Genomic DNA, 25,356 nt, shown 5'->3' on the forward strand with positions numbered 1-25,356 from the left:
AGGTTTCAGGGCACCCGCTGGTCGTGGAAGCGTACGGCGAGCACCGCGACGTCGTCGTCGAGCCGCCCCGGGGCGAGGTCGCCGACCACCGCGTCCAGGAAGTCGCCCATCGGCAGGTCGTGATGGGTCGAGGCGGCCGCACAGAGTCGCTCGAAGCCGATCGTGATGTCCTCGCCCCGCCGCTCGACCAGCCCGTCGGTGTAGAGCAGCAGCACCGAGCCGGCGTCGATCGTGGAGCGGTTGTCGGTGCGCTCGGTCCCGGGCAGCACCCCGACCATCAGGTCCGGCTGTCCGTGCTCGAGCAGCCGTGCCACGCCGGTCGGTGCGACGACCAGCGGCGGGGGGTGGCCGGCGTTGGTCCAACGCAGCGTCCGCTCGCCGCGGGCGCGCTGCTCGTCGCTCTGCTCGATGCGCGCGTAGACGAGGCTCGCCATGCCGTCGACCGCGAGGTCCTGCATGGCCTGGTCGAGGCGGGCGACGTTGCGCGAGGGCGCGTCGTCGACGGCCCAGGCGATCGCGCGCAGCATGTTGCGCAGCTGCCCCATGATCGCGGCCGCGCCGATGTTGTGGCCGACGACGTCGCCGACCATCAGGCTGGTTGCCCCGGAGGGCATCACCACGGCGTCGTACCAGTCGCCGCCCACCTGGTCGTGCGACGCCGCCGGCCGGTAGCGCGCCGCCAGCTCCAGGCTCTCGGGCTGCGGCAGGCGCGGCAGGAGCGAGCTCTGGAGCGTGACCAGCGCGTCCAGGCGCTCCTGGAGGAGCAGCGCGCGCTGCATCGCCTGGGCGGTGTACGACGCGAGCGCCTCGATGGTGAGCGCGTCCTGCTCGGAGAGCTCCCGGGCCTCGTCCCACACCAGCGCCAGCGCCCCGAGTGGCCGGCCGCGGCTGAGCAGCGGCACGAACGAGCGGGCCTCGCCGACCTGGCGCGTGGTGTCGAGGTGCGGGTACTCCCGGTTCTGCGTGTCCCGGTCGCGGTAGTGCTGGTGCCGGGCTCGCACGATCGCGCGGCCCAGGGGGTTGGACTCGTCGCGCGGCAGCACGGCGTTGCGCAGCGCGGACTCCCAGTGGCTGGTCGGCGAGGTGACGAACCGCAGGTGCTCCTGGGGCGGGCCGTCCCGGGTCGGGGCGTCGTCGCTCAACAGCCACATCCCGGCCCGGGCGCACCCCAGCTGCGCCAGCGCGGTCCGCTCGATCGCCGAGGCGACGTCGGCCATGGTGCGGGTCGCTGACAGTCCCTCGCTCAGGGCCAGCAGCACCCGGCTGCGGCGCGCCAGGCCGGCCTCGGCCACGCGCTTGCCGCGCTCCGAGAGCTCGGTCGAGCAGGCGGCCGCGAGGTCCTCGAGCTGCTCGCGGTCGTGGGCGCTCCACGACCGGGGCACCCGGTCGATCGCGCAGAGCGAGCCCACGACGTCGCCGGTGTGGTCGGTGAGCGGCCAGCCGAGGTAGGCGACCACACCGAGGTCCGTCCGCGCCGGGTGGTCGCGCAGGCGCGGGTCCGCGCGCAGGTCGTCGATCGCCACCGGGGCGCCACCCCCGACGACGTACTGGCACAGCGAGTGCGAGATCGGTGTCTCCCGGACGGCGTCGAGCTCGGGCGGGAGCCCGCAGGCGCCCGGGAACAGCTGCCGGTCGGGCCGGACGAGCGTCACCAGGCCGACGGGCACGCCGAGGGACCGGCAGACCATGCGGGCGTACCGGTCGAACGACGGGTCGGCGCGTGCGACGCCGGCGTGCTCCATGCTGTGCGGGTTCTCCTCCCGGTGCCCGGGGCCGCACGGTACCGCGACACCCCCGCCCGATGCTCACCCTTCGGGGGACTCGCTTCGCCTCCGACGTCAGCCGAGCGCGAGGGTGAGGGCGATCGCGAGCATCGTGAGGCCGATCAGCACGTCGAGCACCTGCCACGCGCGGGGACTGGCCAGCAGCCGGCCCGCGCGCCGGGCGCCGTAGCCCAGCCCGGAGAACCACACGCCGCTCGCGGCGCACGCACCGACGGCGAACCACCAGCGCCCGGTCGGGCCCTCGTGGTTGGCGATCGAGCCGAGCAGCAGCACGGTGTCGAGGTAGACGTGCGGGTTGAGCCAGGTCAGGGCGAGCGCGCGTACGGCGACCCCGCGCACCCCGGTCGATCCGCGATCGGCCGCACGCAGCGCGTCCGCCCGCCGGGCGCGCAGCAGCGAGGCGACGCCGTACCAGGTCAGGAAGGCGACGCCGAGCCAGCGCACCAGGTCGAGTGCCCACGGCGCGCGCTCGACGATCGTGCCGATCCCGCTGACCCCGGCGCTGATGAGGACGACGTCGGACAGGGCGCAGATCGCGACGACCACGCCGATGTGCTCGCGAGCCAGGCCCTGACGCAGCACGTAGGCGTTCTGGGCGCCGATCGCCACGATGAGGGACAGACCGGTCGCGAAGCCGGCGAGGGAGGAGTCGAGCACGCCGTCCACGCTAGGGGCGGCAGCAGATGAAGGCCAACGAAACAATCTGTCCGACCATTAGCATCACTTCATGGACCTCGCACCGTCCCAGCTGGCCGCCCTCGTCGCGATCGCCGACCAGGGCACGTTCGAGGCCGCGGCCCGGCACCTCCACGTGACCCCGTCGGCCGTGAGCCAGCGGATCCGCGCCCTCGAGTCCGAGGTCGGTCAGGTCGTCGTGCAGCGGACCACCCCGTGCCGCCCGACCGCGGCCGGACAGGTGCTGCTGCGGCTGGCCCGGCAGACGCAGCTGCTGCACGACGAGGTGCGCGACGCGCTCGCCCACGGGCACCGCTCCACGATCGAGCTGGCGGTGGCGGTCAACGCGGACTCGCTGGCCACCTGGTTCCGCGCGTCCGTCGCCGAGGTGGCGGGCTGGCCGGACGTCGCGCTGCGGCTGCACGTCGAGGACCAGGCCTACTCCGCCGGCCTGCTGCGCGGTGGCGACGTGCTGGCGGCGGTGACGTCCGAGCCCGCCGCGGTCCAGGGCTGCTCGGTCGAGCGGCTCGGCCTGATGCGCTACGTGCCGGCCGCGACCCCGTCGTTCGTCGAGCGCTGGCGCCGCGGCCGGGGCGCCGACTGGGCCGGCATGCCGGTGGTGGTGTTCAACGAGAAGGACGCGCTCCAGCAGGACGTGCTCACCGCGCGCGGGGTGGGGCTGCCGCCCCTGGTGCACCGCGTGCCGACGTCGGCGGACTTCCTCGAGGCGGTGCGCCTGGGCCTGGGCTGGGGGATGATCCCCGAGCCGCAGCTGCGTCCCGACGTCCGGGCCGGGCGGCTGGCACCGCTGCCGGGCCGTCACCACGTCGACGTGGCGCTGCACTGGCAGCGCTGGCGGCTCGACTCCCCGACCCTCGACCGGCTCACCGACGCCGTACGCCGCGCCGCGCGAGGTGCGCTCAGGCCCGGATGACCCCCCATGCACATTGACCCGCCCGAAAGTTTCGGGCGGGTCAACGTCGTGAGTGACTCAGGGGTGGATCAGAAGGCGTCCTCGTCGAGGTCCATCAGGCTGAGGTCGGTCGCCTCGGCGATCGCGCGCTCCGCGGTGAGCCGCGGCAGGTTGGTGTGCGCGAAGAACTGCGCGGCCGCGACCTTGCCCTCGTAGAAGGCGCGGTCCTTGCCCGGGTCGCCGCCGAGCTTCTCGAGGGCGATCTCGGCCTGGCGGAGCAGCAGCCAGGCGCACACGACGTCACCGAGCACCATCAGCAGGCGGGTGGTGTTGAGGCCCACCTTGTAGATGTTGCGGACCTCCTCCTGCGAGGACATCAGCTCGTTGATCATGTGCCCGACGATCGCGTTGGCATCGGCCAGCGCCGTGGCGAGCAGCTCGCGCTCGTTCTTGAGCCGCCCGTTGCCGGCCTCGCTGTCGATGAACTTCTGGATCTCGCCCGCCAGGTGGCCGAGAGCGGTGCCCTGGTCCTTGACGATCTTGCGGAAGAAGAAGTCCTGGCCCTGGATCGCGGTGGTGCCCTCGTAGAGGGTGTCGATCTTGGCGTCGCGGACGTACTGCTCGATCGGGTACTCCTGCAGGAAGCCGGAGCCGCCGAAGGTCTGCAGCGACTCGGTGCCGAGCAGCACCCACGAGCGCTCCGAGCCGTAGCCCTTCACGATCGGGAGCAGCAGGTCGTTGACCTTCTCGGCCAGCTCGTCGCGCTCGCCGTTGTGCTCGGCGATCATCACCTTGTCCTGCCAGGACGCGGTGTAGAGCACGAGCGCGCGCATCGCCTCGGCGAACGACTTCTGGGTCATCAGCGACCGGCGCACGTCGGGGTGGTGGGTGATCGTCACCCGCGGGGCGGTCTTGTCGGCGGACTGTGCCAGGTCGGCGCCCTGGACCCGCTCCTTGGCGAACTCCAGCGCGTTGAGGTAGCCGGTCGACAGCGTCGCGATGGCCTTGGTGCCGACCATCATCCGGGCGTTCTCGATGACCTGGAACATCTGCGCGATGCCGTTGTGGACCTCGCCGAGCAGGTAGCCGACGGCGGGCTCGCCGCCGCCCACGCCCGGGTCGCCGAAGGTCAGCTCGCAGGTGTTGGAGACCTTGATGCCCATCTTGTGCTCGACGTTGGTGACGTAGGCGCCGTTGCGCTCGCCCAGCTCGCCGGTCTCGAGGTCGAAGTGGTACTTCGGCACGATGAACAGGCTCAGGCCCTTGGTGCCGGGGCCGCCGGCGCCCTCGACGCCGACCGGACGGGCCAGCACCATGTGGATGATCTGGTCGGTGGTGCCCTCGGCGGAGGTGATGAACCGCTTGACGCCCTCGATGTTCCAGGTGCCGTCGGGGTTCTGCGTCGCCTTGGTGCGGCCGGCGCCGACGTCGGAGCCGGCGTCGGGCTCGGTGAGCACCATCGTGGTGTTCCAGCCGTGGTCGACGATCAGCTGGGCGATCTGCCGGTCCCGCTCGTTGCCGTTGCGGTAGAGCACGCCCGCGAACATCGGGCCCGCGCCGTACATCCAGACCGCGGAGTTGGCGCCCAGCACCAGCTCGCCCATCGCCCAGCAGATGCTGGAGGGAGCCGGGGTGCCGCCGAGCTCGGCGAACGTGGTGAGCCGCCAGTACTCGGCGTCCATCCATGCCTGGTAGCTCTTGAGGAACGCCTCGGGCAGCGGCGCGGTGTTCGTCTTCGGGTCGAAGATCGGCGGGTTGCGGTCGCCCTCCACGAAGGACTCCGCGAGGTCCTCGCGAGCGAGGCGGTCGACCTCGGCGAGGATCGCGCGGGCGGTCTCGGTGTCGACGTCGGCGAACGGGCCGGTGCCGAGGATCTCGTCACGACCGAGCACCTCGAAGAGGTTGAACTCGATGTCCCGCATGTTGCTCTTGTAGTGGCTCATGCCCCAACCTTCGCGATTGTGTACTCGTCAGTAACATCCATGATACGTACCCACGAGTAACCCAGCAACCCGGGTCTCGCGCGTCGCCTCCGGTGCCGCGCGCGGCCCCCGGATCGCTCTGCGGGTTGATCACCAGACGGTGTGGTTGCGGTCGGCGCGTGGGTTGCAGGCCGCCGAGACGGCGCGTCTGCACGCACGGTCGCTCAGGTCCGCTCCAGCCGCAGGGCCAGGGCGGGGCAGGCGGAGACCGCCCGGCGGGCGTGTCGCAGGTTTGCCGGATCGACCTCGGCGCGGTGGATGAGGGGGAAGCCGTCCGCGTCGTTGGCGAGGTTCTCCGGCAGCAGCAGCCCGCACAGCGCGTGGCCGTCGCAGCGGGTCCAGTCCACCTCGATCCGTGCCGCCCGGCTCATCAGCCGGCCCCGTCGAGCGGGAGTACGCCGCCGTAGGGACGCCCGCAGGTCCCGTGCCGGCGGTGCTCGGCGAGCTCGTCCGGCAGTGCCTCGAGGGCGCTCGCGACGAAGGCCGCGGTGCCGTCGGGGTGGGCGCAGGCACCGCGGCGCACCAGCCCGGCCACCCGGGCCTCGACCGCGGGCGCGGCACGTCCACGCAGCAGCTCGCCGACGTCGCGGGCCGCGGCCGCGGTCCCGAACAGGCACGGGCCGCACTGGCCGGCCGACTGGGCCGCCAGCCAGCGGGCGACCGCGGTGACCTCCGCGAGTGCGCACACGTCGCGCGGCAGCCGGGCGACCACGCCGGCGTTCAGCGGCAGTCCGGCGGCGCGCAGCCCGGGCCGGGCCGCGGTGCGGCCGACCACGTCGTGGACCCACCGGCCGTGGTAGCCGCCCAGCAGCACCGGCCCGCCCTCCCCGGGCACCAGCGCGTCGAGCGGCAGATCGGTCGGCACCTCGACGACACCCCGGGTCCGGGTGTCGCCGAGCAGGGTGAGCAGCGTGGTGCCGGGCTCCTCGGGGTCGCCGACCGCGGCGTACTCGGCGGGTCCGAGCGAGATCAACAGCGCCACCTGGGCGAACGTCTCGACGTTGCTCGCGAACGTCGGGGCGCCGTGCAGCCCCGACACCGACGGCAGCGTACGACGGCTCGGTGGCACGGCCGGGCCGCCGTCGAGCCCGCGCAGCACCGCGCGCACCTCGCCCGAGACGAACCCGGCGGGCTGGCGGTGCAGGTCGACCCGCCCGGTCACGGGCTCGCGCCGGGTGCGCTCCTCGAGCGCCGCGCGCAGCGACGCGTACGCGGCCTCGTCGTGGACGGCGATCGTGACGTGGGTGGTGCGCAGCGCCCTGGCCACCGCCAGCGCCCCGTCGAGCACCAGGTGGGGGGTGAGCGTCATCAGGGTCCGGTCCTTGCGGCTGGCCGGCTCGCTCTCGGAGCCGTTCACCACGACCTGGGTGCGTGGCCCGACGGGGACCGCGGCCAGTTTGGTGGCGACCGGGAACGCGGCGCCGCCCCGCCCGAGCAGCCGGACGCGTGAGGCGTCGGCGGCCAGCTCGTCGAGCGTGCGGTGGTGCTGGGGTCCGTGGACCCGTCGGTGGGTGGTCAGGTCGGCGCGGCCGCCGTGGGTGACGCCGCCGAGCAGGCGGGCGGTGCCGAACGCGGTCGGGGACGCCGCCGGCAGTCCGACGGTGGTCATGCCCGCCGCCCGCTGGTCGCGAGCTGCTGCCGGGCCGTCGCCAGCGGCGCGGTCACGTGCTGCTCCTCCGAGGTGAGCCGCGCCAGCACCGCGGTGACGACCGCGACCGTGGAGCCGGCGTACAGCGACCAGGCCCACCAGGTCTGGGTGTCGGTGCCGGACCACAGCCCGTGCGCGATGCTCAACGGCCAGACGGCGTAGGCGAGCGCGTGCACCGGTCGCCACCAGCGCACCGCCCGCGGCGAGGAGGCGAGCCGGCCGCGGAGCGCGCCGACCAGGGCCACCACGACCAGGCAGTACGCCGCCAACGTCCCGAGGCCCACGGCCGTGCCGCGGTAGCCGGCCGTGAACGGCACCAGCGCGCCGGGCACGCTGATCGCCACGTGGCTGTCGACCACCAGCAGCACGGCGTGGAGGCCGAGCAGGGCCAGCGTTACGACCGCGGCGGAGCGGTGCGCGAGCTGCAGCAGCATCCGCGACTCGCGCTGCTCGAGGCGGCGTCCCGCCGAGGAGCCGGACGCCCAGGCGCCCAGGCAGATCGCGACCGTCGCTCCGGCCAGGGCGGTGAAGCCCGCTGCGCGGGCCAGGAACCACAACGTCATGCCGCGCGCACCTCCGCGGGCCAGGCGCCGACGAGGCGGACCGCACCGGACCGGTCGACGAGGCGCGCGTCGACGTCGGCGAGCGCGAGCCGCGCGGCCGCGGCCTCGCCCCAGACCAGGGCGGCGGTGCTCCACGAGTTGGCCTCGAGCGCCGAGGGTGCCCACACGGTTGCGGTCCGGACGGGACCGTCGGCGGGCCGCCCGGTGGCGGGGTCGACGACGTGGTGCGCCGGCCCGGTCGTCGAGCGCCACCTGCGGACCGTCGTCGAGGAGGTGGCGAGGCCGCCGTGGGTGAGGCCGACCAGCTCGCCGGGGGCGTCCTCGGACTCCGAGACGCGCACCCGCCAGGGCTGCTCGGCGGCGCCGGCGACCGCGACGTCGCCCCCGATCTCGACGAGCACCGGGCGCCGGTGCCGGCGGGCCACCCGGCGGGCGGCCTCGTCGGCGGTCCAGGCCTTGGCGGTCGCCCCGAGGTCCAGCCGCAGCCCGCGGGCGACACCGATCCGGCCGAGGTCGCGGTCGACCACGACCCGGCCCCAGTCGCCGGGTCGGCCGGCCGGCCCGGTGGCCGCGACCCGGCTGCGGACGGCGGCGATGTCGCCGTCGTAGCCCAGGGCCAGCAGGTGGCCGCCGACCGTCGGGTCGACGGCGCCGTCCGTATGCCGGGCGGCGTCCAGGGCGACCCCGACCAGCGTGAGGGTCAGGGGACCCACCGGCAGCAGCCGGGGGGCGGCGTCGTTGACGCGCTCGAGCTCGGAGTCGCGGCGGAACCTGCTCACGGCGAGGTCGACCTCGCCCATGAGCCGGCGGACGATCGCGGCGGCGTCGTCGGCGACCGCGTCCGGGACGGCCTCGTCCTGGCCGACCACGACCCGGACCGTGCAGGACCAGTCCCGCCAGGTGCGCGTGGTCATGACGCGCTCGACCCGCCCTGCGCCTGGCCGGCGGGGGCCTGGACCACCCCGGAGCCCGAGCCGGTGCTCTGCCGGGTGCCGGTGCTGCTCGAGCCGCCGGTCCCGCCGGTGCCGCTGTCGGTGGTGCCGGTGCGGGAGCCGGACGCGAGGTCGGTGGCGTTGGCGGCGACCGCGGCCAGGCCGGCGGTGCCGGCCACCGCCGAGACCACGATGCCGGCGGTGGCGTACCGCGCACGACGGAGGAGCTGGCGGCGAGGGCTGTCGGTCATGGCCCCACGGTGTCCCGGGCTTGCTCAGGCCTGCCGGAACGGGCTCTCAAATCGACGTCAAATCCCTCTGTGCAGTGGCTAGGGGCGCCCGAGGAGCAGCCGGACGACGGTCCAGCCGTCCTGGCGGTGCAGCTCGAGGCGACCGCCGCTGGCCTCCGCGCACGACCGTGCGATGTCGAGACCGAGCCCGGTGGAGCCCCGGTCGCTGCGGCCCCGGCGTACGGCGTCCTCGGGCATCCCGGGCCCGCGGTCGCGGACGTCGAGGCGGACCAGGCCGGGGTCCGGGTCGCCGTGCTGGGTGAGGACCACCTCGATCGGGGTGCCGTCGGGTGTGTGGGCGACGCAGTTCTCCAGCAGGGCGTCGAGGGCGGCGCGCAGGTCGTCCTCGGCGCAGCGCACCTCGACCGGTCCGGGTGCCGGCCGGGTGGTCAGCGTGCGGCCCTGGTCCTCGGTGAGCGGGCGCCAGAAGTCGACGCGCTCGCCGACGACCTGGGCGGCGTCCGCGCGCGGCCGGACGCCCTCACGCTCGGGGCGACGGGCCGCGTGGATCACGGCGGTGAGCGTCCGCTCGAGCTGGTCGAGATGGGCCTCGAGCTCCTCGCTGCGGTCGGACGGCGGCAGCCCCTCGACGTCGAGCCGGACGGCGGTCAGCGGCGTGCGCAGGCGGTGGGAGAGGTCCGCCACGGTCTCGCGCTCGGCGGCCAGCAGGTCGTCGATGCGGCCGGCGAGCCGGTTGAGCGCGTCGGCGACCCGGCGCACCTCGGACGGGCCCTCGTCGGGAGCCCGCGCGGTCAGGTCGCCCTGCCCGAGCCGGTCCGCGGCCTCGGCCGTGCTGGCGAGGTGCCGCACCAGCCGGCGCGAGACGACCTCCGCGGCGGCGGCGGCCAGCAGCAGCAGTCCGACAGCCGCCGCCACGAGCAGCAGGAGCCGGTCGCCGAGGAGGGAGCGGATGTCGTCGCGGGAGGCGTAGGCGGCGACCAGGACCGGCCCGTCGCCGGTGCCGGCGCGCACGCTTACCAGCTGGCCACCGCCGATCTCGTGGACCTCGGCGTCCGAGACGGGCATCAGCCGGTTGTCGGCGTCACCGTCGCCCTCGCCGGTCTCCGCCTCCCGTGCGCCCTCGGCAGCGTGCTCGGCGTAGTCGCCGGCCTCGCCGGGGAGCGCCGCCCCGAGTGTGGTGCCGTCCGGCAGCAGCACGGTGACGGGCGTGGCGTCCTCGCGGGCGTTGACCCGGTCGACGTACGCCTTGAGGAGATCGGCGTCGGCGGGTCCGGTGCTCACGTAGTCCGCGACGCTGCGCGCGATGTCGGCGGCGCCCTCCCGGCTCTCCTCGGTCGCGGTGCGCTGCAGCAGGATCACCAGCGGGATCGCGAACAGCACGAGCACGGTCGCGGTGGCGCCGACCGCGAGGGCGAGGATCCGGCCGCGCAGGCTCATCGGTCCGTGCCGGGGTCGACGAGCTTGACGCCGACACCCCGCACGCTGACCAGGTAGCGCGGCTCGGCGGCGGTCTCACCGAGCTTGCGGCGCAGCCAGGACAGGTGGACGTCGACGGTGCGGTCCGCGCCGCCCCACGGCATCTGCCAGACGTCGGCGAGCAGCTGCCGCTTGGTGACGACCTCGCCGGCGCGGGAGGCCAGCGCGAACAGCAGGTCGAACTCCTTACGGTTCAAGGTCAGCTCGACCCCGTCCAGCTGTGCGGTGCGGGACACCGGGTCGACGACGAGCCCGCCGACGACCACCCGCGGGTCCTCCCGCTCCGCCGGGCTCGACCGGCGCAGCACCGCGCGGACCCGCGCCATCACCTGGGCTGCCGAGAACGGCTTGATCAGGTAGTCGTCGGCACCCGCGTCGAGGAGCCGGACGATCTCCCGCTCGTCGTCGCGCGCGGTGGCGACGACGACCGGGAGGTCGCTGCTGGCCCGGATCAGCGCGAGCACGTCCGCGCCGTCGAGGTCGGGCAGCCCGAGGTCGAGGATGACGGCGTCCGGCCGCTCGGTGCTCACGGCCTTGATCGCCTCCACCGCGGTCGCCACCGGAACCACCGTGGCGCCCTGCTCGCCGAGGCCCCGGGAGAGCGTGCGACGGATCTCCGGGTCGTCCTCGACCAGCAGGAGGCGCACCATGCCGGTCACCGTACTGCGGCCGGACCGCGCATCGTCCAGGCTCAGCCGCTCGCCGATCCCGTGTCGGACCAGGCGGCCTTCGCTCCGCTGTGCCCGATCCGCGCGACCTGGACGCTGGTGCCGACGGCGGCGACGAGCGCGAGGACGCCGACCACGATCGTGAGGGTGCGCATCCGGCTCGCGGTGCCCGCGTCCGAGGTGTGCGCGGGTGTCGAGACGTCGGTGGCCGCCGTACGACGGCGGTCGACCCACCAGAACGCGACCGAGAGCACGAACAGGGCGATCGTGAACGGCAGCAGCTGATCTCCGAGCTCCGCGTGCTTCTCGACCAGGGAGCTCTCGCCGACCTGGTGCTCGAGGTTCTCCCCGCTCGAGGTCGAGAGCGGGGTCAGGATCAGCGCCACCAGGCTGAGGGCCATCGGCAGCGGTCCCGCCCAGGCTCGGAGCCGGGGCGACGCGACGACGCCGATCACCAGCAGGGCGGCGAGCGGGACGAGCACGGCGGTGGCGTGGACGATGAGTGGGTGCAGGGGCAGGCCGAAGATCTCGGACGGCATCGGGTTCTTCCTCTCTCGCGATCGACGGGGTGCCGACCGGCCTGACCGACGATCGCGGTGCCGGTCTCAGCCGAGCCCCAATGCCCCCTCAAATCCAGATCAAAAAGTCCCGCCGCGACCAGGATCTTCCGGCCGCCCCTCAGTCCGGCCGGGTGTGCCGCCGTACCCGTCAAGGTCGAGTGAACAAGTCGACACATCTGACACACTTGACCCCATGCGAGTCTCCGCGAAGTCCGACTACGCCCTGCGTGCGCTGATCGAGATGGCCTCGCGCGTGGACGGTCGCGCCGTGAGCGCCGAGGAGCTCGGCCGGCTCCAGGAGATCCCGCACGGCTTCCTCCAGGCGATCCTCGCGGACCTGCGACGCGCCGGCATCGTGATGTCCCAGCGCGGCCAGTCCGGGGGGTGGCGGATGGGCCGCCCCGCGGCGGACGTGTCGGTCGCCGACGTCATCCGTGCCGTCGACGGGCCGCTGGTGTCGGTCTACGGGCTGCGGCCCGAGGCGGTCAGCTACAACGAGACCGCGGACGTGCTGCAGCACGTCTGGATCGCCGCGCGTCACTCGCTGCGCGACGTCTTCGAGCAGGTGTCGATCCAGCAGCTCGCCGACGGCGCGCTCCCCGACGCGGTCACCTCGCGCACCGCCGACGAGGACGCCTGGCAGCCGCACTGACGGAGCGCGCTAGCGCGCCTCCGCCGCCAGTCGCCGCTTGAGCTTCTTGCGCTTCCGCGCCAGCTTGGCGTTGCGCAGCTCGAGCGCCTGGTTGTGCTCGCGCAACCGGGCGACCTCGACCAGCGCGTCGGCGAGCGCCCCGGTGGCGGTCGCGAGCCGCTCCTCGGCGGGGACGTCGTCGGGCGGCACCATGCCCGCCTGGGGCGCGGCCGGCAGCAACCCCATGGTGTCGCCGTGCACGTCGTACCCGCCATCGGCCAGCTGCTTGCGCCAGCGCTCGCCCACCTCGAGCAGGTCGTCGTAGAGGTCTGGCGGCAGCGCCGGCCGTGCGCCGTCCTCCGTCGTGCCCTCGGCGAGGTGGCGCCCGACGACCGTGCGGTGCGTCCGGCGCGACAACCGGCCGTCGACCGCCCGGTTGACCGACCGCAGGACCGCCAGGCCGGCGGCGCCGGGGGCGGCCGGCTCGGTCCGCATGGTGTCGGAGAGCGGGAGCGCCGCGGCGTCGAAGCCCACGATCTCGCCGACCGCGCCCCAGACGGCCTGGTGCGGGTCCTGGTCCGGGACGACGACCACGTGGATGCGGTGCGGCTTGCGGACGGCCCCGCTCCAGCGCTCGAGGACGTCGCCGAGATCCTGGCCCGCCCAGAAGCGCTGGGCCTGCTCGTGCTCGCGCGCCGGGTCCATGACCCGTTTGCGGTAGCGGGCGAACGAGGCGGACCGGCCGGCCTCCACGGCGCCGGTCCAGGCGCTCAGGAGCTGGCTACCGAGGTCGCGCGCGGTCACCACGAGGTGGACCTCGAAGCCGGCGAGGCCGTCGAGGAGCAGGTCGATCTGGCCGGGGGTGCAGGGAGCGAGCAGCTCCTGGCTGAACACCACGTCGTGGCGGCCCCGGTGGGCGCGGCGGCAGATCCCCGCCCACGCGCCCTCCACCTCGCGGCGCTGGTAGCCCCACGCCTTGTGGTCGCGGCGGATCTCGGCGGCGGCCCGGAACATCTCGTCGGGCGAGACCGCCGGTTGCCGCACGCCCAGCGCGTCCAGCGCCTCGGCGTGCTCGGCGAAGGCGGAGTCGAGGAAGGCGCCCCCGGTGCGGGGCAGACCGATGTGCAGGTAGGCCTTGCGCTTGCGTGCCATACCGGCACCGTGACAGCCCCGGTCGGCCGGCCGGTGAACGCGCGGTGACCGCTCAGCGCCGCCGCCACTCTAGAACGTGTTGCAGTTTCCAGCCTAGGATGCCCGCGTGATCACCTCCGACGCCATCACCTGGAACGCGCCGAACGACCCGCACCCCGCCCGCGCCGCGTCCCAGCGCTCCTACTCGGCCGTCGCCAAGGGCGACCTCGCCGAGTGGCTGACCGTGTACGCCGAGGACGCGGTGCTCGAGGACCCGGTCGGGCCGTCGATGTTCGACCCCGAGGGTCGCGGCCACCGCGGCCACGAGGGCATCACGGCGTTCTGGTACCAGGCCATCGCGCCGATCGCGCGCTTCGAGTTCGAGATCAACGACTCCTTCGCCAACCCGGGCAGCAACACCTGCGCGAACATCGGGCGGATCCGGACGTCGTTCCCCGACGGCAGCCACACCACGACCGACCTGATCATGGTCTACGTGGTGGACGACGACGGCCGGGTCGTCTCGATGAGGGCCTACTGGGAGCCGGACCGCACGATGGCGAGCTTCACGCAGGCCTGACCGGGGCTCACCGCTGCCGTCAGGTCGCGCAGTGCTCGGCGATCCACTCGACCAGCGGCCGCAGCGTGCGCCAGTCGTCGCGGATCAGGTCGAGCACGTCCGCGGTGTGGATCACCGGCTCGAAGCCGAGCGAGTGCCCGGCCACGAGCGACTTGTGCCGGAGCAGCTCGATGCGCGGATGGTCGGCGTCGTACCCGCGCGGCGTGGTCTTGAGCCGGTCGCCGCCGATCTCGAACCCGCCCTTCTCCAGCGCGCCGAGGATCCGCTCCAGTTCGGGGCCGAAGCGGTCGTGCGCCACCGAGGAGCGGAACGCCGCCAGCCGCGGCCCGCTCGCCTCGTAGAAGCCCGCGCCGGTGCGCACGCCGCGAGGTGACAGCTCGACGTACCAGCCGGTGGCCTCGCCCACCCGCACGAACGCGCCCTGGTGGGTCTTGTACGGCGTCTTGTCCTTCGCGAAGCGCACGTCGCGGTAGGGCCGGAAGATCTTCGCCGGCCCGAACTCCGGCTCCAGCGCGGTGCACAGCGCAGTCATCGGCGCCTTGATTGCCTCGGCGTACACCGACTTGTGCTTCTCCCAGAACGACTTGGTGTTGTCGACCTCGAGGTCGTCGTAGAAGTCGAGCGCGGCGACCGGGAAGCCGGTGAAGGCAGGGGTCTCGGGAGCGGTCACGCACCGAGGGTAGCCAGCCCGCACACGACGAGGTGGCGCCGCCCGCTGCTGCGCCGCCACCTCGCCCGTGCATCGGATCCCCACGCTCCGACACAGGGTCCAACGTGGGTACGGCGGGAATGTGACGCGACCGGTCCGGTATTTCTCCGACCGGCGTGTCGCTCCCCGGAGCCTCAGTCGAGCGTCGCGGTGACCTGCTCGTCGCCGTCCTCGGCCAGCGCGGTGACGGTCAGTGCGTCGCCGCCGCAGCGCGGCTGGTCGAGGAACGCCTGTCCCCCGGGGGACTGGTAGACGACCGCGAGGCCCGTGTCCGCGCTCCAGCGCACCAGCGCCGCCGGGTCGCCCTCCCGCTGCGGGTCGCGCACGAAGTACGCCGCGCCGGCGCACCAGGTGAGGCTGCCGGCGGTGCCGGGGCCGAGGTCGAAGTAGCCCTCGCCGGCGCGGGCGTAGAAGTGCGCGGCCTCGATCTGGCGCTCCTTCGGGATCACCGACCAGACGGCGCCGTCGTCGGTGAGCAGGCCGTCCCAGCCCTTGCAGTCCGCGACACCCGGGAACGGCGTGACCCGGTCACCCTCGAGGGTGACCAGCGTCCGGCAGGCGGGCTGGGAGTCGTCGAAGGTCTGGAGCGCGGTGCCGGCCGGGGTGATCCGGGCGTCGTTGAAGCCCTGCCGGTCGGGGGCGCACCAGCCCAGCGTCGAGGTGCGGCTCGCGAGGTCGACGGTGGCGACGCAGTAGTCGCCGTCGTGGACCGTGGCGTGGAGCAGCCGGCCCTCACCGAGCGCCCAGGTGCCGCCGGTGTGCGTGGGGAGGTCGGAGCCGCCGTCGATCCGGAACGTCTTGCCGGTCGCCAGCTCGGTGACCTCGGCGACGCTGGGGCGCTGCTCGTGACGGTCCTGGAGCACGACCACGGCCCAGTCGCCGTCGATCAGCGCCTCGCTCACCTGGGAGCGCGACCCGCCGCTCGAGCCCGATCCCGAGCTCGAGCCCGGTCCGTCCAGCTGGTAGCCGCGGCCGTTGCCGGTGACCCTGAGCGTCCAGTCGCCGCTGCGCGTGACGGTGTCGCCCACCGGCCCGTCGACCGGGCGCCAGTCGAGGAGGTCCGTGGCCGGCTCGACCACCTCCGGCTGGTCCGCGGTGCCGCCGGAGGCGGCGGTCGAGGGACTCTCGGAGGGCTCGGGGTCGGCGGTCGTCGGCCCGGTGCTGGTCGGTGACGTGCTGGGCTCGGGCGTGACCGGCTCGTCGCTGCCGCCGCAGGCCGCCAGTCCCAGGGCGAGCACCGCCGCGGAGGCGGCGTACCGGAGCCGGCGCATCAGACGCCGACGTTGTGGGCGTAGTGGGCCTGGTTGCCGCGGTAGCTCTTGTAGGCGCTGCGCCACTGCACCCGCGCGATCGAGGGCTCGGAGGGGTCGAAGCGGTGCTGGTTCCAGGGCTCGAAGTAGTTGAGCACGTCGGGCTTGTCGCCGCGCTTCGCGTAGCCGCGGCCGACCTGGAAGTGCCCCGAGGCGTCGTCGTCGAGGTAGGGGTAGAACTGCTTGAGCAGGATCGGGTGGAGCACCACCGGTGCCTTGTAGTCGGCGAGATGCCGCATCATCAGCAGCATCCACTGGCGGAAGCTGTACTTGCCGATGTCGAGCACGATGTAGGGCCCGGCGTGGTCCTCGTTGTCCCAGCCGGTGCTCTGGTTGACGACGCGCACCATGTCGTAGACCGAGGTGCCGTTGCCGGTGGTGTTCAGCCGCCGGGCCCAGTGCCCTTGCGTCTGACGCCGGTCGCGCCAGCCCCAGGCGATCATCTGCATCGAGGTCGGGCCGCACCAGTAGGTGCGGATCTGCTCCGACACCTGCGTGGGGTCGAGGATCGTGACCCGCTCGGGGTAGTCGCCCATGGTCTTCACGCTCGCCTGGCTGGGCGTGGCGCTCGCGCTGGCGGAGGCCGACGGCTTGGTGGTGGGGCTGGCGGTGGTGCTCGCCGACGTCCTCGCGGCGGCGGGTAGGGCGGCGCGCGCCTCGGGGTGGTCGGCCAGGAACCCGACGGGCAGCGGGACGCCCTCGATCTCGTGGCGCAGCAGCCACACCTTGGCGACCGACCGGGCGGCCATGGTCAGCTCCGCGCGGTCCGCGGCGGCGCGGTCCGCGGGGCTCATCCGGACGCGCTGGTCGAGCGCGGCCACGGGATCCAGGTCGCCGGTGGACTCGGTGGCGCCGGTGCTGCCGGCCGGTCGGGCGGCGGCGGTGCGTGCGGACCTGGCCATCCGCGCCCGGACCTCGGCCTCGGAGTCCTCGGTCCACCCGGCGCCGAGGCAGTAGCGCTGGCCCTCGAGCTCAGCGCAGCGCACCGCGGAGGACGCGAGCTGCTCGGGGGTGGTCCTGCCCGAGACCCGGCCCAGGGTGCGGCCCGCGGCGACGACGCGGTCGATCTCGGCCTGCATCTGCGGCGTCACCTCCGACCAGCCGGCCGTGGCGGCGGGTCGCAGGCCGCCCGCCTTGCCCCCGTCGGACGGCACGATCGCCCCGTCGTCCTCGCCCCTGGGGATGAGCGGGGTGAGCGCGAGCAGCACGACGAGGGTGCCGGCGACGGCCAACACGGAACGGCGGGACATGGAACGACCTCGAGACGACGGTGGGGGAAGGACCGGTCATCCCACTGTCACCTCTGGCCACTTGAAGCGTCAAGTTGCCCAATGGTCACAGCGACGGCCGGCGTCTGGTCGCGGAACGTCCTACGTCGTGAGGTCGAGGGGCCACGAACGGGATGACGTCGCGGGCCTCCTCCGGGGAGTGGAGCGGATGACGAGACTCGAACTCGCGACATCGACCTTGGGAAGGTCGCGCTCTACCAACTGAGCTACATCCGCACGACCCGGCGAACGGGTCGGCGCACATGCTATATCGCTCACTCCCCGCCGGGGGAGATGACCCTCGGTACGACGGGGGCGACCACCTGGGCGAGCGTCGGGTGCTTGGGGCTGACCAGGTGGCCGGACGAGCGTCCGGTGAGCCGACGGTGCACCCACGGCACAGCCGACGTGCGCACCCATGCGGCGTGCTCGCGCAGCTGCTCGGAGCGAGTGACGGTCGGCAGGTCGAGGAGCGGCAGCGGCTCGAGGCCGTGGTCGATGCCGAGGGTGTCGAGCACCTCGATCGCCATCCGCTGGTGGCCGGCCGGGCCCATGTGCATGCGGTCGGGGTCCCAGTAGCGCCAGTCGCGGTACTCCCGCAGCTTCCAGTAGTCCACGACGCTCGCGCCGTGCCGCTGGGCGCTGTCGCGCACGAACTCGTTGTAGAGCGCGAAGCGGCCGCGCAGTGGCCGGAAGATCGCGGACCCGCCCGGGTCGAAGGCGGTGAACACCAGCAGGCGGGCGCCGGTGTCCGCGAGCCGGCCGAGCGCGTCGTCGTACCTCTCGGCGAGGGCGTCGATGTCGACCTTCGGCCGCAGGATGTCGTTGGCACCGGCGTAGATCGTGATCAGGTCGGGGCGCAGCGCGATCGCGGGCTCGAGCTGCTCGTCGAGGACGCCGCGCAGCTTGCGGCCGCGGATCGCGAGGTTGGCGTAGCCGAAGTCGTCGGTCCGGCTCGCCAGCACCTCGGCGACCCGGTCGGCCCAGCCGCGGAGGCCGTTGGGGCGGTCGGGGTCGGGGTCGCCGACGCCTTCGGTGAACGAGTCGCCGAGGGCGACGTACCGGTGGAAGCTCACCCACCCATTCTCGCCGCCATCGCATCCCGACGCCGCAGCGGGTCCGGGCCGGTAGGTTGAGCGCGTGCTGCTCTCAGACCGCGACATCCTCGTCGAGATCGAGGCGGGCCGGATCGCCCTCGAGCCCTACGACGAGGGCATGCTCCAGCCGTCCTCGATCGACGTGCGGCTGGACCGCTTCTTCCGGGTGTTCGAGAACCACAAGTACCCCCACATCGACCCGGCGGCCGACCAGTCCGACCTGACCCGCGTGGTGGAGCCCGACGGGGACGACCCGTTCATCCTGCACCCGGGGGAGTTCGTGCTGGGGTCGACGTACGAGGTCGTGACGCTGCCCGACGACATCGCCGCGCGCGTCGAGGGCAAGTCCTCCCTCGGGCGGCTGGGGTTGCTCACCCATGCCACCGCGGGGTTCGTCGACCCCGGGTTCTCCGGGCACGTGACGCTCGAGCTGGCGAACGTCGCGACGCTGCCGATCAAGCTCTACCCCGGGATGAAGATCGGACAGTTCTGCTTCTTCCGGCTGTCCTCGCCCTCGGAGCACCCGTACGGCTCGGCGAAGTACGGCTCGCGCTACCAGGGCCAGCGCGGCCCGACGCCGTCGCGGTCGTACCAGAACTTCCACCGCACCCCGATCTAGGCGATGGAGCTTAGGCTAACCTAACTTCCATGACGACCACCGTTACGACCGTGCCCCCGATGATCCTCGACGAGGTCGAGGCCGTCCGGGTCGAGCGACTCTCGCCGTCGTTCGTCCGGGTCGAGCTGGGCGGTGCGTGCCTCGCGGAGTTCGGCGTGGACGGACCGCTCTACGACCAGCGGATCAAGCTCGTCTTCCCGTACGCCGACGGCCCGCTGCCGTCGCTCGCAGGCGCTGACGAGTCATGGCTGCGCGTCTGGCTCGAGAGGCCGGTGGAGGAGCGCGGCCACATGCGCACCTACACGATCCGCGACGTCGTCGGGTCCGCTGCCGACACCCGTCTCGTGGTCGACTTCGTGGTGCACGGCGAGGACGGCTCCGCGGGGCCGGGGTCGTCCTGGGCCGAGCGGGCCCGGCCCGGCGACCGGCTGGTGCTGCTGGCGCCCCGGCGGGGTCACGCGTTCGGAGGGATCGAGTTCGACCCCGGTACGGCGGCCCGGCTGCTGCTGGTCGGCGACGAGACGGCGGTCCCGGCGATCTGCTCGATCCTCGCCCAGCTGCCGTGGCGGGCGCGTGGGGCGGCGTTCCTCGAGGTCCCGACGACCACGGACGTGCCGAGCGTGGTGCACCCCGAGGGGGTGGAGGTCGTCTGGCTGCCCCGCGACGGCGCCCCCCTCGGGTCGCTCGTCCACGACGCGGTGCTCGAGCACCTCGGGGTGCCGGGGCTGGTGGTCGAGGAGCCGGACGTGGTCGACCCGGACCTGTGGGAGACCCCGACGTACTCCTCCTCCGGCGAGGAGGTCGAGTCGGCGGTGACCGTGGTGGGCCACGATCTCGACGACCTCTACGCGTGGATCGCCGGGGAGTCGGGGATGGTCATCGCCCTGCGGCGGGCCCTGGTGAGCGACCTCGGCGTCGACCGGCGCCAGGTCGCCTTCATGGGCTACTGGCGCCGGGGCGTCGCGATGCGCTCCTAGGGTTCGGCGGCGGTACTCCCTGACGAACGGGCCCCGATTCGGCCGGCTGGGGGGCCCGTTCGTCAGGGAGTACCGCTGCGAGCGGTCAGCTGTCGAGGCGCGATGCGACGCGACGCATCCGCTGGACGAGCAGGCTGCGGTAGGTGGTGGACGGGATGCGGGGCGCCCGCGCACGGGTGATCCGCTCGGCAAGCTGCTGGCGGGCGACCTCGGCGTCGAGGACCACGTTGCTGTTCTCCATGGCGTTCTCCTGCGAGTGAGTGGGTGGGGTCAGGCCTGGGTCAGGACGATGTCGCCGCTGACCGTCTTCGCGCGGACCTCGACGTGGTCGGCGCCGTCGCGGGGTTCGCCGGCGCCGCTGAGGTTGGAGCGGATCTCGCCGGTGATCGTGGAGATGTCGGTCCACACCGGTACGCCGGCGGGGACGCCGACCGCGACGTCTCCCGAGGCGCCCTTGACCGTGACCCGGCCTCGAAGCGCCTTGCTCACGACCAGGTCGCCGGAGCCGGTGGTGAGGGCGACGTCGCCCTCGGACTCGCCGACCTTGAGGTCACCGGACCCGGTCTTCACCACGGCAGAGCCGCGGGTGGCCCACAGCTGCACGTCGCCGGACCCGGTCGAGACGAGCACGCTGGCGGCGGCGTCGACGACGAGGACGTCGCCGGAGCCGCTCTTGGCCTTGAGGTCGGCGCGGGCCGCCTCGATGCGGATGTCGCCGGACCCGGTCTCGACGACGAGCGGGCCGGCGCCGGTGTCGACCTCGACGTCGCCGGAGCCGCTCTTGAGCTGGGCGGTGCCGACCGTGCCGGTCACCATGATGTTGGCGCTGCCGGTGCGGACCGCGAGGTCGCTCGAGGTGGGCAGGGTGACGACCACGTCGAGGCGGCTGTCCCCGCCGAAGATGCCGCCGCGCTGCTTGGGCCCGACGACGCTGATCTGGCTGCCGTCCTGACGGACGACGGTCTGGTCGGCGTCGCGCCCGGTGACGACGACGTGGGTCTCGGTCGTGTCGGTGGCCGCAACCTTCACCGAGCCCTTGCCGATCTCGGCGACGAGGCGGACGGGCTGGTGGGTCTCGAAGTGATGCTCGGTCATGGTGCTCCTCCTGCATGAGGGTGTGGTCGGCCGCGGGGCCGGCCTGGTGCCGGACCCGGGAAGAGGGATGGGGGAGTGTGTTGCTGCTGTGCGACTGGGTCTCGACACGCCGGTCGCGGCTTCGTTCCTCAGCCGCGCGGCTCGCTCGACCACCATCAGCGGAGCCGCTGACGCGTCTCCGCTAGACCCAGCCGGTCATCCGGCGGTTGCCACGCTTGCCGCCGAAGGGGTCGTTGCCGCTGAGGAACGGGATGCTCGACAGGTCGATGTCGACGTTGATGGCGCTGTCCCGGGTGGTTGCCGCGCGGACCACGGTGACCAGCCAGGTGTTGAGCGAATGGCCCGACCGAGCCGCAAGCTCCTCGGCCTTGGCCTTGACCGACTCGGGGATCCGGAGCGTGATGCGGGCGACGTTGCCGTCGTCCTCGGGCTCCTCGACCGGAGCAGCGGGGGAGGTCGCCTCCTCGGACGGCCCGGCCGGCGTGCTGTGCACGACGAAGTCGAGCTCGCGGCCGGTGAGGCGCACGTCGACGCCGCCGTTGGGCATCTCGGCGGTGATCTCGGCTGCGGCCTGGGAGACCGCCTCCATCAGGGCGAGGCGGGCGGCGGGGTCGAGCGCGAAGGCCAGCCGCTCGGTGGCCTCGCGGGCCTCCGGGCCGGCCGCCTCGGCGGCGGCCACGAGGTCGCGGCGGAGGCTTTCGACGTACGGCGTGATGTCCATGCGCACCACGATGACATCACGATGATGTCATGTCAAGGCCATGTGACGTCACGACGGTGTCACCGTGGTGCGCGAGGTTTGTGCGGCTCGCGGGCCGGGCACGTGATCCGGTGGCCCATCCGGGCCTCCCCGATCGGTGCACGAAAGGTCATCACCATGGCGAGTCCGACCGTCCTGGCCACCGACACGATCATCTCGGCCCATGCGGTCGACTACCTGATCATCGCGCTCTACTTCGCGGTCGTGATCGGCATCGGCGTGATCGCCCGCCGGCAGATCTCCGACTCGGTCGACTTCTTCCTCTCGGGCCGCTCGCTCCCGGCCTGGGTCACCGGGCTGGCCTTCATCTCGGCGAACCTGGGCGCGGTCGAGATCATGGGCATGTCGGCGTCGGGTGCGGAGTTCGGCCTGCCGACCGTGCACTACTTCTGGATCGGCGCGATCCCGGCGATGCTGTTCCTCGGCGTCGTGATGATGCCGTTCTACTACGGCTCCAAGGTCCGCTCGGTGCCGGAGTTCATGCGCCGGCGGTTCGGCACCGGCGCCCACCTGGTCAACGCGACGTCGTTCGCGGTCGCCCAGCTGCTGATCGCCGGCATCAACCTGTACCTGCTCGGCAGCATCGTGCACGCGCTGCTCGGGTGGCCGCTCTGGGTGGCGCTGATCGTGGCCGCCGCCATCGTGCTCTCCTACATCACCCTCGGCGGCCTGAGCGCCGCGATCTACAACGAGGTCCTGCAGTTCTTCGTGATCGTCGGCGGCCTGCTGCCGTTGACGCTGATCGGCCTGCACCGCGTCGGCTGGTGGAGCGGACTGTCCGACAGGATCACTGCGGCCGCCGAGGCGCACCCCCAGGACATCGCGCCGGCCGAGCAGCAGTTGAACTCGTGGCCCGGCCTGCCCCTGACCGGCTTCGACTCGTCGTTCCTGTCGGTGATCGGCATCGTGTTCGGTCTTGGCTTCGTGCTGTCGTTCGGCTACTGGACGACGAACTTCGTCGAGGTCCAGAGGGCGATGGCGTCCAACTCGATCTCCTCGGCCCGCAAGACGCCGATCATCGGCGCCTTCCCCAAGATGTTCGTCCCGTTCATCACGATCCTGCCGGGCATGATCGCCGCGGTGCTGGTCACCGAGATCGGCGACATCAAGTCCGGGCAGACGGTTGCCGGCGGAGCCTCCGGCGAAGGGGTCAAGTACAACGACTCCCTGCTCTACCTGATGCGTGACATCCTGCCGAACGGCCTCCTCGGACTGGCCATCACCGGACTGCTCGCGGCGTTCATGGCTGGCATGGCGGCCAACATCTCGGCGTTCAACACGGTGCTGAGCTACGACCTCTGGCAGCAGTACGTCGTCAAGGACCGCGACGACGACTACTACTTGTGGATCGGACGGGTCGCGACCGTCGCCGCGACCGTTATCGCGATCTTCACCGCGGGCCTGGCGAGCAACTTCAGCAACATCATGCAGTACCTCCAGACGCTGTTCGGGTTCTTCAACGCCCCGCTGTTCGCGACCTTCATCCTCGGCATGTTCTGGAAGCGGATGACCGCCACCGCCGGCTGGGTCGGCCTGGTCGCGGGCACCGCCTCAGCGGTGATCGTGGCGTTCCTCAGCGAGGATTCGTTCGGGTCCGCGAGCACCGGCACGCTGGCGATCAGCGGTCAGGGCGCGGCCTTCGTTGCCGCCGGCGTGGCGTTCGTGGTCGACGTCGGACTCAGCATCGTGGTCTCCCTGGTCACCGCTCCCAAGCCGGTCGAGGAGCTCCGCGGGCTGGTCTACTCCGAGACCCCGCGCGAGGACCTCGTCGACCCGGACGAGGCAGCTCATCCGTGGTACCAACGCACGCTCCCGCTCGCCGGGGTCGCGCTGGTCATGGTCGTCATCCTGAACGGCATCTTCTAGGAGCCCGTCATGTCTGATACCTCGACGCAGGGCCGCCACACGGCCGGCATCCTCGACATCCGCAACATCATCGGCAGCCTGATCGGCGTGTACGGCGTGATCCTCACGCTGATGGGCCTGTTCGGCGACCAGGAGTCCGACAAGACCGGCGACGTCAACGCCAACCTCTGGGCCGGCCTGGTGATGATCGTGGTCGGCCTGGTGTTCGTGACCTGGGCCCGGCTCCGCCCGGTCGTCGTGCCCGAGCACCACGATCGACCCCAGGGCCCGCCTCACGACGAGGCGGCGTAGAGCGCCACCGCCGCCACGCGGTGGGCGTCGTCGCGGTAGACCTCGACCCGCAGCGGGCACCCGGCGCGGGTCGGCGAGAAGATCAGCGCCGCGAACGCGTCACCGGTGCCGGCGACCGCCGGCTCGGGGACCCCGCAGTCGCCGGGCCCCTCGGTGGCGCGGACGATCCGGAGCGCCGGCACGGCGTACGTCAGGGGCAGGTCGTCGGTCAGCCGCACCCGTGAGGTCGCCTCCCGCAGGGCGTCCAGGACTCCCGTCTCGGCCCACGCCTCGGGGTCGGCTGCTTCGTCACCGCTCAGCACGGTGGCCGGACCGTCGCCGGCGTACACGAAGACCCGGTCGGCGAACGCCGGGCCCGGGCCGCGCGCGTTGGCGAGGTCGACGAGCTGCCAAGTCGTCGAGCGCTGCTGGTAGGTGGTCAGACAGGTGATGTTGGCGGGGATCGAGGTGTAGAGCGTGATCGGGTCCCCGCGGTCGTACGCCGCACCTCGGGCGGGGTCGGTCCCGATCGCCCGGTCCGCCACCTCGCACGCGCGCACCGGCTCGACGGTCACCTCGAGGCCGAGGCCCTGCAGCAGGTCCTCGGCCGACTGCCGACCGAACCCGAAGACCGAGGGCACCTGGTCGTCGTCCAGGTGGTCGACCGGCGGCTCGTCGGGACGGGTCAGGGCCACCACGGCGAGCACCGCCGCGAGCGCGGCCACGGCGGCGCCGATCGCCCGCCAGGGTGGTCGCCGCGGTTCGCGCGGCCCACGGACGGCGTCCTCGAGGGCCGCCTGCACGAGCGGGTCGGGGTCCTCCGCGTGGCGGATCCGCCGGTGCTGTGCGGCCAGGACCTGGCGGACCAGCGCGGGCGCGTCGTCCTCGTCGACGCCGAGGTCGACCGCGGTGCGGAGTAGCGCGTGCCACCGGGCGTCGGCGTACTCCTGCGGGTCCACCCTCCCTAGGGTTCACCCAGGAGCAAGGAGACGGCCACGAGCTCGCCGGCGTCGTTGCTGAACAGCTGCACCGCGAAGTCGTCGACGCACGAGTCCACCGATCCCGGCGCCGGCACGACCGCGACGTGGTTGAGCTTGCGCAGGTCGGGGGGCACCGGCCCGTAGGTCTTCAGGCAGCGGCCGTCGGGCGCGGCGACGTACGCGACGGCACGGTGGTCGGTCAGGACATCGAGCGGCGACAGCGGGCACGCGCGGCCGGCGTACTCGCCGAGCTCGGTGCAGGTCCCCCAGGCCTGGGGCCGGCGGGCCTGGGCCCGGGTGACGAACCCTGTGAGTGCGTTGCCGAGGTAGAGGTCCACCTGGTCGGCCAGCGGGGGCAGGTCGGACCCGTCCCGGGCGAAGGCCCGGAACGCCTCCGCCTCCTCCTGGCCCGCCGGCGCCGGGTCCGCCGGGGCACTCGCCGTCGTCGTCGGCGTGGCGGGCGCGCTGGTGGTCGGCGCGGGCGTGCTCGACGGCGTGGGCGTCGGCTCCTCGGCGGTGGTGGGTCCGGCATCGGACCCACAGCCGGCCAGCAGGAGGATCCCCGACAGGGCCAGGGTGGCTGCTGCCCCGAGCCGCGTCATCGCTCCACC

General features: G+C 73.1%; 28 protein-coding genes and 1 tRNA gene. 7 read left to right on the forward strand and 22 right to left on the reverse strand.

Annotated elements, in window-relative coordinates; translation table 11 throughout:
* Positions 1-5: 5 nt before the first annotated feature.
* Both QQZ14_RS13750 and QQZ14_RS13755 read right to left on the reverse strand, forming a co-directional pair.
* Positions 6-1,742 carry a GAF domain-containing SpoIIE family protein phosphatase gene (locus tag QQZ14_RS13750; protein WP_284534900.1) on the reverse strand — a complete coding sequence of 579 codons (1,737 nt, stop codon included), beginning with the start codon at positions 1,740-1,742 and terminating at the stop codon, positions 6-8.
* 96 nt (positions 1,743-1,838) lie between these two features.
* A complete protein-coding gene (locus QQZ14_RS13755) occupies positions 1,839-2,441 on the reverse strand; it encodes a LysE/ArgO family amino acid transporter (protein WP_284534901.1) in 603 nt (200 codons plus the stop codon).
* Between the two features lie 70 nt (positions 2,442-2,511).
* Between QQZ14_RS13755 and QQZ14_RS13760 the strand changes: the two genes are divergently transcribed.
* Positions 2,512-3,393, forward strand: a complete 882-nt coding sequence (locus QQZ14_RS13760; RefSeq protein WP_284534902.1) for a LysR family transcriptional regulator ArgP — start codon at positions 2,512-2,514, stop codon at positions 3,391-3,393.
* A gap of 68 nt (positions 3,394-3,461) precedes the next feature.
* Here the strand turns inward: QQZ14_RS13760 and QQZ14_RS13765 are convergent, their stop codons facing one another.
* From QQZ14_RS13765 to QQZ14_RS13805, 9 genes are all read right to left on the reverse strand, one after another.
* Positions 3,462-5,315 (reverse strand): acyl-CoA dehydrogenase, encoded by a 1,854-nt coding sequence (locus QQZ14_RS13765; RefSeq protein WP_284534903.1) that lies wholly within the window; start codon positions 5,313-5,315, stop codon positions 3,462-3,464.
* 203 nt (positions 5,316-5,518) lie between these two features.
* The gene (locus tag QQZ14_RS13770; protein WP_284534904.1) at positions 5,519-5,725 is read right to left on the reverse strand and encodes a ferredoxin; all 207 of its coding nucleotides are present in this window, start codon (positions 5,723-5,725) and stop codon (positions 5,519-5,521) included.
* Complete coding sequence (locus QQZ14_RS13775; protein WP_284534905.1) at positions 5,725-6,963, reverse strand: NADH-ubiquinone oxidoreductase-F iron-sulfur binding region domain-containing protein; 1,239 nt, start codon at positions 6,961-6,963, stop codon at positions 5,725-5,727. Before QQZ14_RS13775 ends, QQZ14_RS13770 begins: the two co-directional genes overlap by 1 nt.
* Complete coding sequence (locus QQZ14_RS13780; RefSeq protein WP_284534906.1) at positions 6,960-7,565, reverse strand: hypothetical protein; 606 nt, start codon at positions 7,563-7,565, stop codon at positions 6,960-6,962. The genes QQZ14_RS13775 and QQZ14_RS13780 overlap by 4 nt, the downstream gene beginning before the upstream one ends.
* The gene (locus tag QQZ14_RS13785; protein WP_284534907.1) at positions 7,562-8,479 is read right to left on the reverse strand and encodes an FAD:protein FMN transferase; all 918 of its coding nucleotides are present in this window, start codon (positions 8,477-8,479) and stop codon (positions 7,562-7,564) included. The genes QQZ14_RS13780 and QQZ14_RS13785 overlap by 4 nt, the downstream gene beginning before the upstream one ends.
* The gene (locus QQZ14_RS13790) at positions 8,476-8,748 is read right to left on the reverse strand and encodes a hypothetical protein (RefSeq protein ID WP_284534908.1); all 273 of its coding nucleotides are present in this window, start codon (positions 8,746-8,748) and stop codon (positions 8,476-8,478) included. The genes QQZ14_RS13785 and QQZ14_RS13790 overlap by 4 nt, the downstream gene beginning before the upstream one ends.
* 78 nt (positions 8,749-8,826) lie before the next feature.
* Positions 8,827-10,185 carry a sensor histidine kinase gene (locus QQZ14_RS13795; protein WP_284534909.1) on the reverse strand — a complete coding sequence of 453 codons (1,359 nt, stop codon included), beginning with the start codon at positions 10,183-10,185 and terminating at the stop codon, positions 8,827-8,829.
* The gene (locus tag QQZ14_RS13800; protein ID WP_284534910.1) at positions 10,182-10,874 is read right to left on the reverse strand and encodes a response regulator transcription factor; all 693 of its coding nucleotides are present in this window, start codon (positions 10,872-10,874) and stop codon (positions 10,182-10,184) included. The genes QQZ14_RS13795 and QQZ14_RS13800 overlap by 4 nt, the downstream gene beginning before the upstream one ends.
* 41 nt (positions 10,875-10,915) lie before the next feature.
* Complete coding sequence (locus QQZ14_RS13805) at positions 10,916-11,431, reverse strand: DUF2231 domain-containing protein (protein ID WP_284534911.1); 516 nt, start codon at positions 11,429-11,431, stop codon at positions 10,916-10,918.
* Between the two features lie 214 nt (positions 11,432-11,645).
* On the opposite strand from QQZ14_RS13805, the gene QQZ14_RS13810 reads away from it, so the two are divergent.
* Entirely contained in the window at positions 11,646-12,104 is a 459-nt protein-coding gene (locus QQZ14_RS13810) for an RrF2 family transcriptional regulator (protein ID WP_284534912.1), read from the forward strand.
* 9 nt (positions 12,105-12,113) lie between these two features.
* Here QQZ14_RS13810 and QQZ14_RS13815 read toward each other — a convergent pair whose 3' ends face one another.
* A complete protein-coding gene (locus QQZ14_RS13815) occupies positions 12,114-13,235 on the reverse strand; it encodes a hypothetical protein (RefSeq protein WP_284534913.1) in 1,122 nt (373 codons plus the stop codon).
* Between the two features lie 106 nt (positions 13,236-13,341).
* On the opposite strand from QQZ14_RS13815, the gene QQZ14_RS13820 reads away from it, so the two are divergent.
* Positions 13,342-13,794, forward strand: a complete 453-nt coding sequence (locus tag QQZ14_RS13820; protein ID WP_284534914.1) for a nuclear transport factor 2 family protein — start codon at positions 13,342-13,344, stop codon at positions 13,792-13,794.
* Positions 13,795-13,813: 19 nt separating this feature from the next.
* On the opposite strand, the gene QQZ14_RS13825 is transcribed toward QQZ14_RS13820, so the two are convergent.
* From QQZ14_RS13825 to QQZ14_RS13845, 5 genes are all read right to left on the reverse strand, one after another.
* A complete protein-coding gene (locus QQZ14_RS13825) occupies positions 13,814-14,464 on the reverse strand; it encodes a DUF2461 domain-containing protein (protein WP_284534915.1) in 651 nt (216 codons plus the stop codon).
* 173 nt (positions 14,465-14,637) lie between these two features.
* A complete protein-coding gene (locus QQZ14_RS13830) occupies positions 14,638-15,774 on the reverse strand; it encodes a hypothetical protein (RefSeq protein WP_284534916.1) in 1,137 nt (378 codons plus the stop codon).
* Positions 15,774-17,063, reverse strand: coding sequence for a C39 family peptidase (locus QQZ14_RS13835; protein ID WP_284534917.1), 1,290 nt, complete (start codon positions 17,061-17,063; stop codon positions 15,774-15,776). The genes QQZ14_RS13830 and QQZ14_RS13835 overlap by 1 nt, the downstream gene beginning before the upstream one ends.
* A 179-nt stretch (positions 17,064-17,242) precedes the next feature.
* Positions 17,243-17,318, reverse strand: a tRNA-Gly gene (locus tag QQZ14_RS13840).
* Positions 17,319-17,356: 38 nt separating this feature from the next.
* On the reverse strand, positions 17,357-18,157 hold the full coding sequence (locus tag QQZ14_RS13845) for an SGNH/GDSL hydrolase family protein (protein WP_284534918.1): 801 nt from the start codon (positions 18,155-18,157) through the stop codon (positions 17,357-17,359).
* Positions 18,158-18,221: 64 nt separating this feature from the next.
* Between QQZ14_RS13845 and dcd the strand changes: the two genes are divergently transcribed.
* Positions 18,222-18,797, forward strand: a complete 576-nt coding sequence (gene dcd / locus QQZ14_RS13850) for a dCTP deaminase (RefSeq protein WP_284534919.1) — start codon at positions 18,222-18,224, stop codon at positions 18,795-18,797.
* Positions 18,798-18,826: 29 nt separating this feature from the next.
* Positions 18,827-19,774 carry a siderophore-interacting protein gene (locus QQZ14_RS13855; RefSeq protein WP_284534920.1) on the forward strand — a complete coding sequence of 316 codons (948 nt, stop codon included), beginning with the start codon at positions 18,827-18,829 and terminating at the stop codon, positions 19,772-19,774.
* 85 nt (positions 19,775-19,859) lie between these two features.
* On the opposite strand, the gene QQZ14_RS13860 is transcribed toward QQZ14_RS13855, so the two are convergent.
* From QQZ14_RS13860 to QQZ14_RS13870, 3 genes are all read right to left on the reverse strand, one after another.
* Positions 19,860-20,015: a hypothetical protein gene (locus QQZ14_RS13860; RefSeq protein WP_284534921.1), complete on the reverse strand. Its 156-nt coding sequence runs from the start codon at positions 20,013-20,015 to the stop codon at positions 19,860-19,862.
* 29 nt (positions 20,016-20,044) lie between these two features.
* Positions 20,045-20,869, reverse strand: coding sequence for a DUF4097 family beta strand repeat-containing protein (locus QQZ14_RS13865; RefSeq protein ID WP_284534922.1), 825 nt, complete (start codon positions 20,867-20,869; stop codon positions 20,045-20,047).
* Positions 20,870-21,050: 181 nt separating this feature from the next.
* The gene (locus tag QQZ14_RS13870) at positions 21,051-21,590 is read right to left on the reverse strand and encodes a toxin-antitoxin system HicB family antitoxin (RefSeq protein WP_284534923.1); all 540 of its coding nucleotides are present in this window, start codon (positions 21,588-21,590) and stop codon (positions 21,051-21,053) included.
* A gap of 156 nt (positions 21,591-21,746) precedes the next feature.
* Between QQZ14_RS13870 and QQZ14_RS13875 the strand changes: the two genes are divergently transcribed.
* Positions 21,747-23,495 (forward strand): sodium:solute symporter family protein, encoded by a 1,749-nt coding sequence (locus QQZ14_RS13875; RefSeq protein ID WP_446740493.1) that lies wholly within the window; start codon positions 21,747-21,749, stop codon positions 23,493-23,495.
* A 9-nt stretch (positions 23,496-23,504) separates the two neighbouring features.
* Positions 23,505-23,786, forward strand: coding sequence for a hypothetical protein (locus QQZ14_RS13880; RefSeq protein WP_284534924.1), 282 nt, complete (start codon positions 23,505-23,507; stop codon positions 23,784-23,786).
* On the opposite strand, the gene QQZ14_RS13885 is transcribed toward QQZ14_RS13880, so the two are convergent.
* Entirely contained in the window at positions 23,768-24,724 is a 957-nt protein-coding gene (locus QQZ14_RS13885) for a PASTA domain-containing protein (RefSeq protein WP_284534925.1), read from the reverse strand. The genes QQZ14_RS13880 and QQZ14_RS13885 overlap by 19 nt on opposite strands.
* 5 nt (positions 24,725-24,729) lie before the next feature.
* On the reverse strand, positions 24,730-25,347 hold the full coding sequence (locus QQZ14_RS13890) for a hypothetical protein (RefSeq protein WP_284534926.1): 618 nt from the start codon (positions 25,345-25,347) through the stop codon (positions 24,730-24,732).
* Positions 25,348-25,356 lie beyond the last annotated feature (9 nt).

This window comes from Nocardioides sp. T2.26MG-1, from assembly GCF_950101795.1.
In the GTDB taxonomy this organism is placed as follows: domain Bacteria; phylum Actinomycetota; class Actinomycetes; order Propionibacteriales; family Nocardioidaceae; genus Nocardioides.

Coding starts and splice junctions, on each gene's coding strand:
- QQZ14_RS13750 (WP_284534900.1), bottom strand. CDS start 1,742: ATGGAGCACGCCGGCGTCGCACGCGCCGACCCGTCGTTCGACCGGTAC.
- QQZ14_RS13760 (WP_284534902.1), top strand. CDS start 2,512: ATGGACCTCGCACCGTCCCAGCTGGCCGCCCTCGTCGCGATCGCCGAC.
- QQZ14_RS13765 (WP_284534903.1), bottom strand. CDS start 5,315: ATGAGCCACTACAAGAGCAACATGCGGGACATCGAGTTCAACCTCTTC.
- QQZ14_RS13770 (WP_284534904.1), bottom strand. CDS start 5,725: ATGAGCCGGGCGGCACGGATCGAGGTGGACTGGACCCGCTGCGACGGC.
- QQZ14_RS13775 (WP_284534905.1), bottom strand. CDS start 6,963: ATGACCACCGTCGGACTGCCGGCGGCGTCCCCGACCGCGTTCGGCACC.
- QQZ14_RS13780 (WP_284534906.1), bottom strand. CDS start 7,565: ATGACGTTGTGGTTCCTGGCCCGCGCAGCGGGCTTCACCGCCCTGGCC.
- QQZ14_RS13785 (WP_284534907.1), bottom strand. CDS start 8,479: ATGACCACGCGCACCTGGCGGGACTGGTCCTGCACGGTCCGGGTCGTG.
- QQZ14_RS13790 (WP_284534908.1), bottom strand. CDS start 8,748: ATGACCGACAGCCCTCGCCGCCAGCTCCTCCGTCGTGCGCGGTACGCC.
- QQZ14_RS13795 (WP_284534909.1), bottom strand. CDS start 10,185: ATGAGCCTGCGCGGCCGGATCCTCGCCCTCGCGGTCGGCGCCACCGCG.
- QQZ14_RS13800 (WP_284534910.1), bottom strand. CDS start 10,874: ATGGTGCGCCTCCTGCTGGTCGAGGACGACCCGGAGATCCGTCGCACG.
- QQZ14_RS13805 (WP_284534911.1), bottom strand. CDS start 11,431: ATGCCGTCCGAGATCTTCGGCCTGCCCCTGCACCCACTCATCGTCCAC.
- QQZ14_RS13810 (WP_284534912.1), top strand. CDS start 11,646: ATGCGAGTCTCCGCGAAGTCCGACTACGCCCTGCGTGCGCTGATCGAG.
- QQZ14_RS13815 (WP_284534913.1), bottom strand. CDS start 13,235: ATGGCACGCAAGCGCAAGGCCTACCTGCACATCGGTCTGCCCCGCACC.
- QQZ14_RS13830 (WP_284534916.1), bottom strand. CDS start 15,774: ATGCGCCGGCTCCGGTACGCCGCCTCCGCGGCGGTGCTCGCCCTGGGA.
- QQZ14_RS13835 (WP_284534917.1), bottom strand. CDS start 17,063: ATGTCCCGCCGTTCCGTGTTGGCCGTCGCCGGCACCCTCGTCGTGCTG.
- QQZ14_RS13855 (WP_284534920.1), top strand. CDS start 18,827: ATGACGACCACCGTTACGACCGTGCCCCCGATGATCCTCGACGAGGTC.
- QQZ14_RS13860 (WP_284534921.1), bottom strand. CDS start 20,015: ATGGAGAACAGCAACGTGGTCCTCGACGCCGAGGTCGCCCGCCAGCAG.
- QQZ14_RS13865 (WP_284534922.1), bottom strand. CDS start 20,869: ATGACCGAGCATCACTTCGAGACCCACCAGCCCGTCCGCCTCGTCGCC.
- QQZ14_RS13870 (WP_284534923.1), bottom strand. CDS start 21,590: ATGGACATCACGCCGTACGTCGAAAGCCTCCGCCGCGACCTCGTGGCC.
- QQZ14_RS13875 (WP_446740493.1), top strand. CDS start 21,747: ATGGCGAGTCCGACCGTCCTGGCCACCGACACGATCATCTCGGCCCAT.
- QQZ14_RS13880 (WP_284534924.1), top strand. CDS start 23,505: ATGTCTGATACCTCGACGCAGGGCCGCCACACGGCCGGCATCCTCGAC.
- QQZ14_RS13890 (WP_284534926.1), bottom strand. CDS start 25,347: ATGACGCGGCTCGGGGCAGCAGCCACCCTGGCCCTGTCGGGGATCCTC.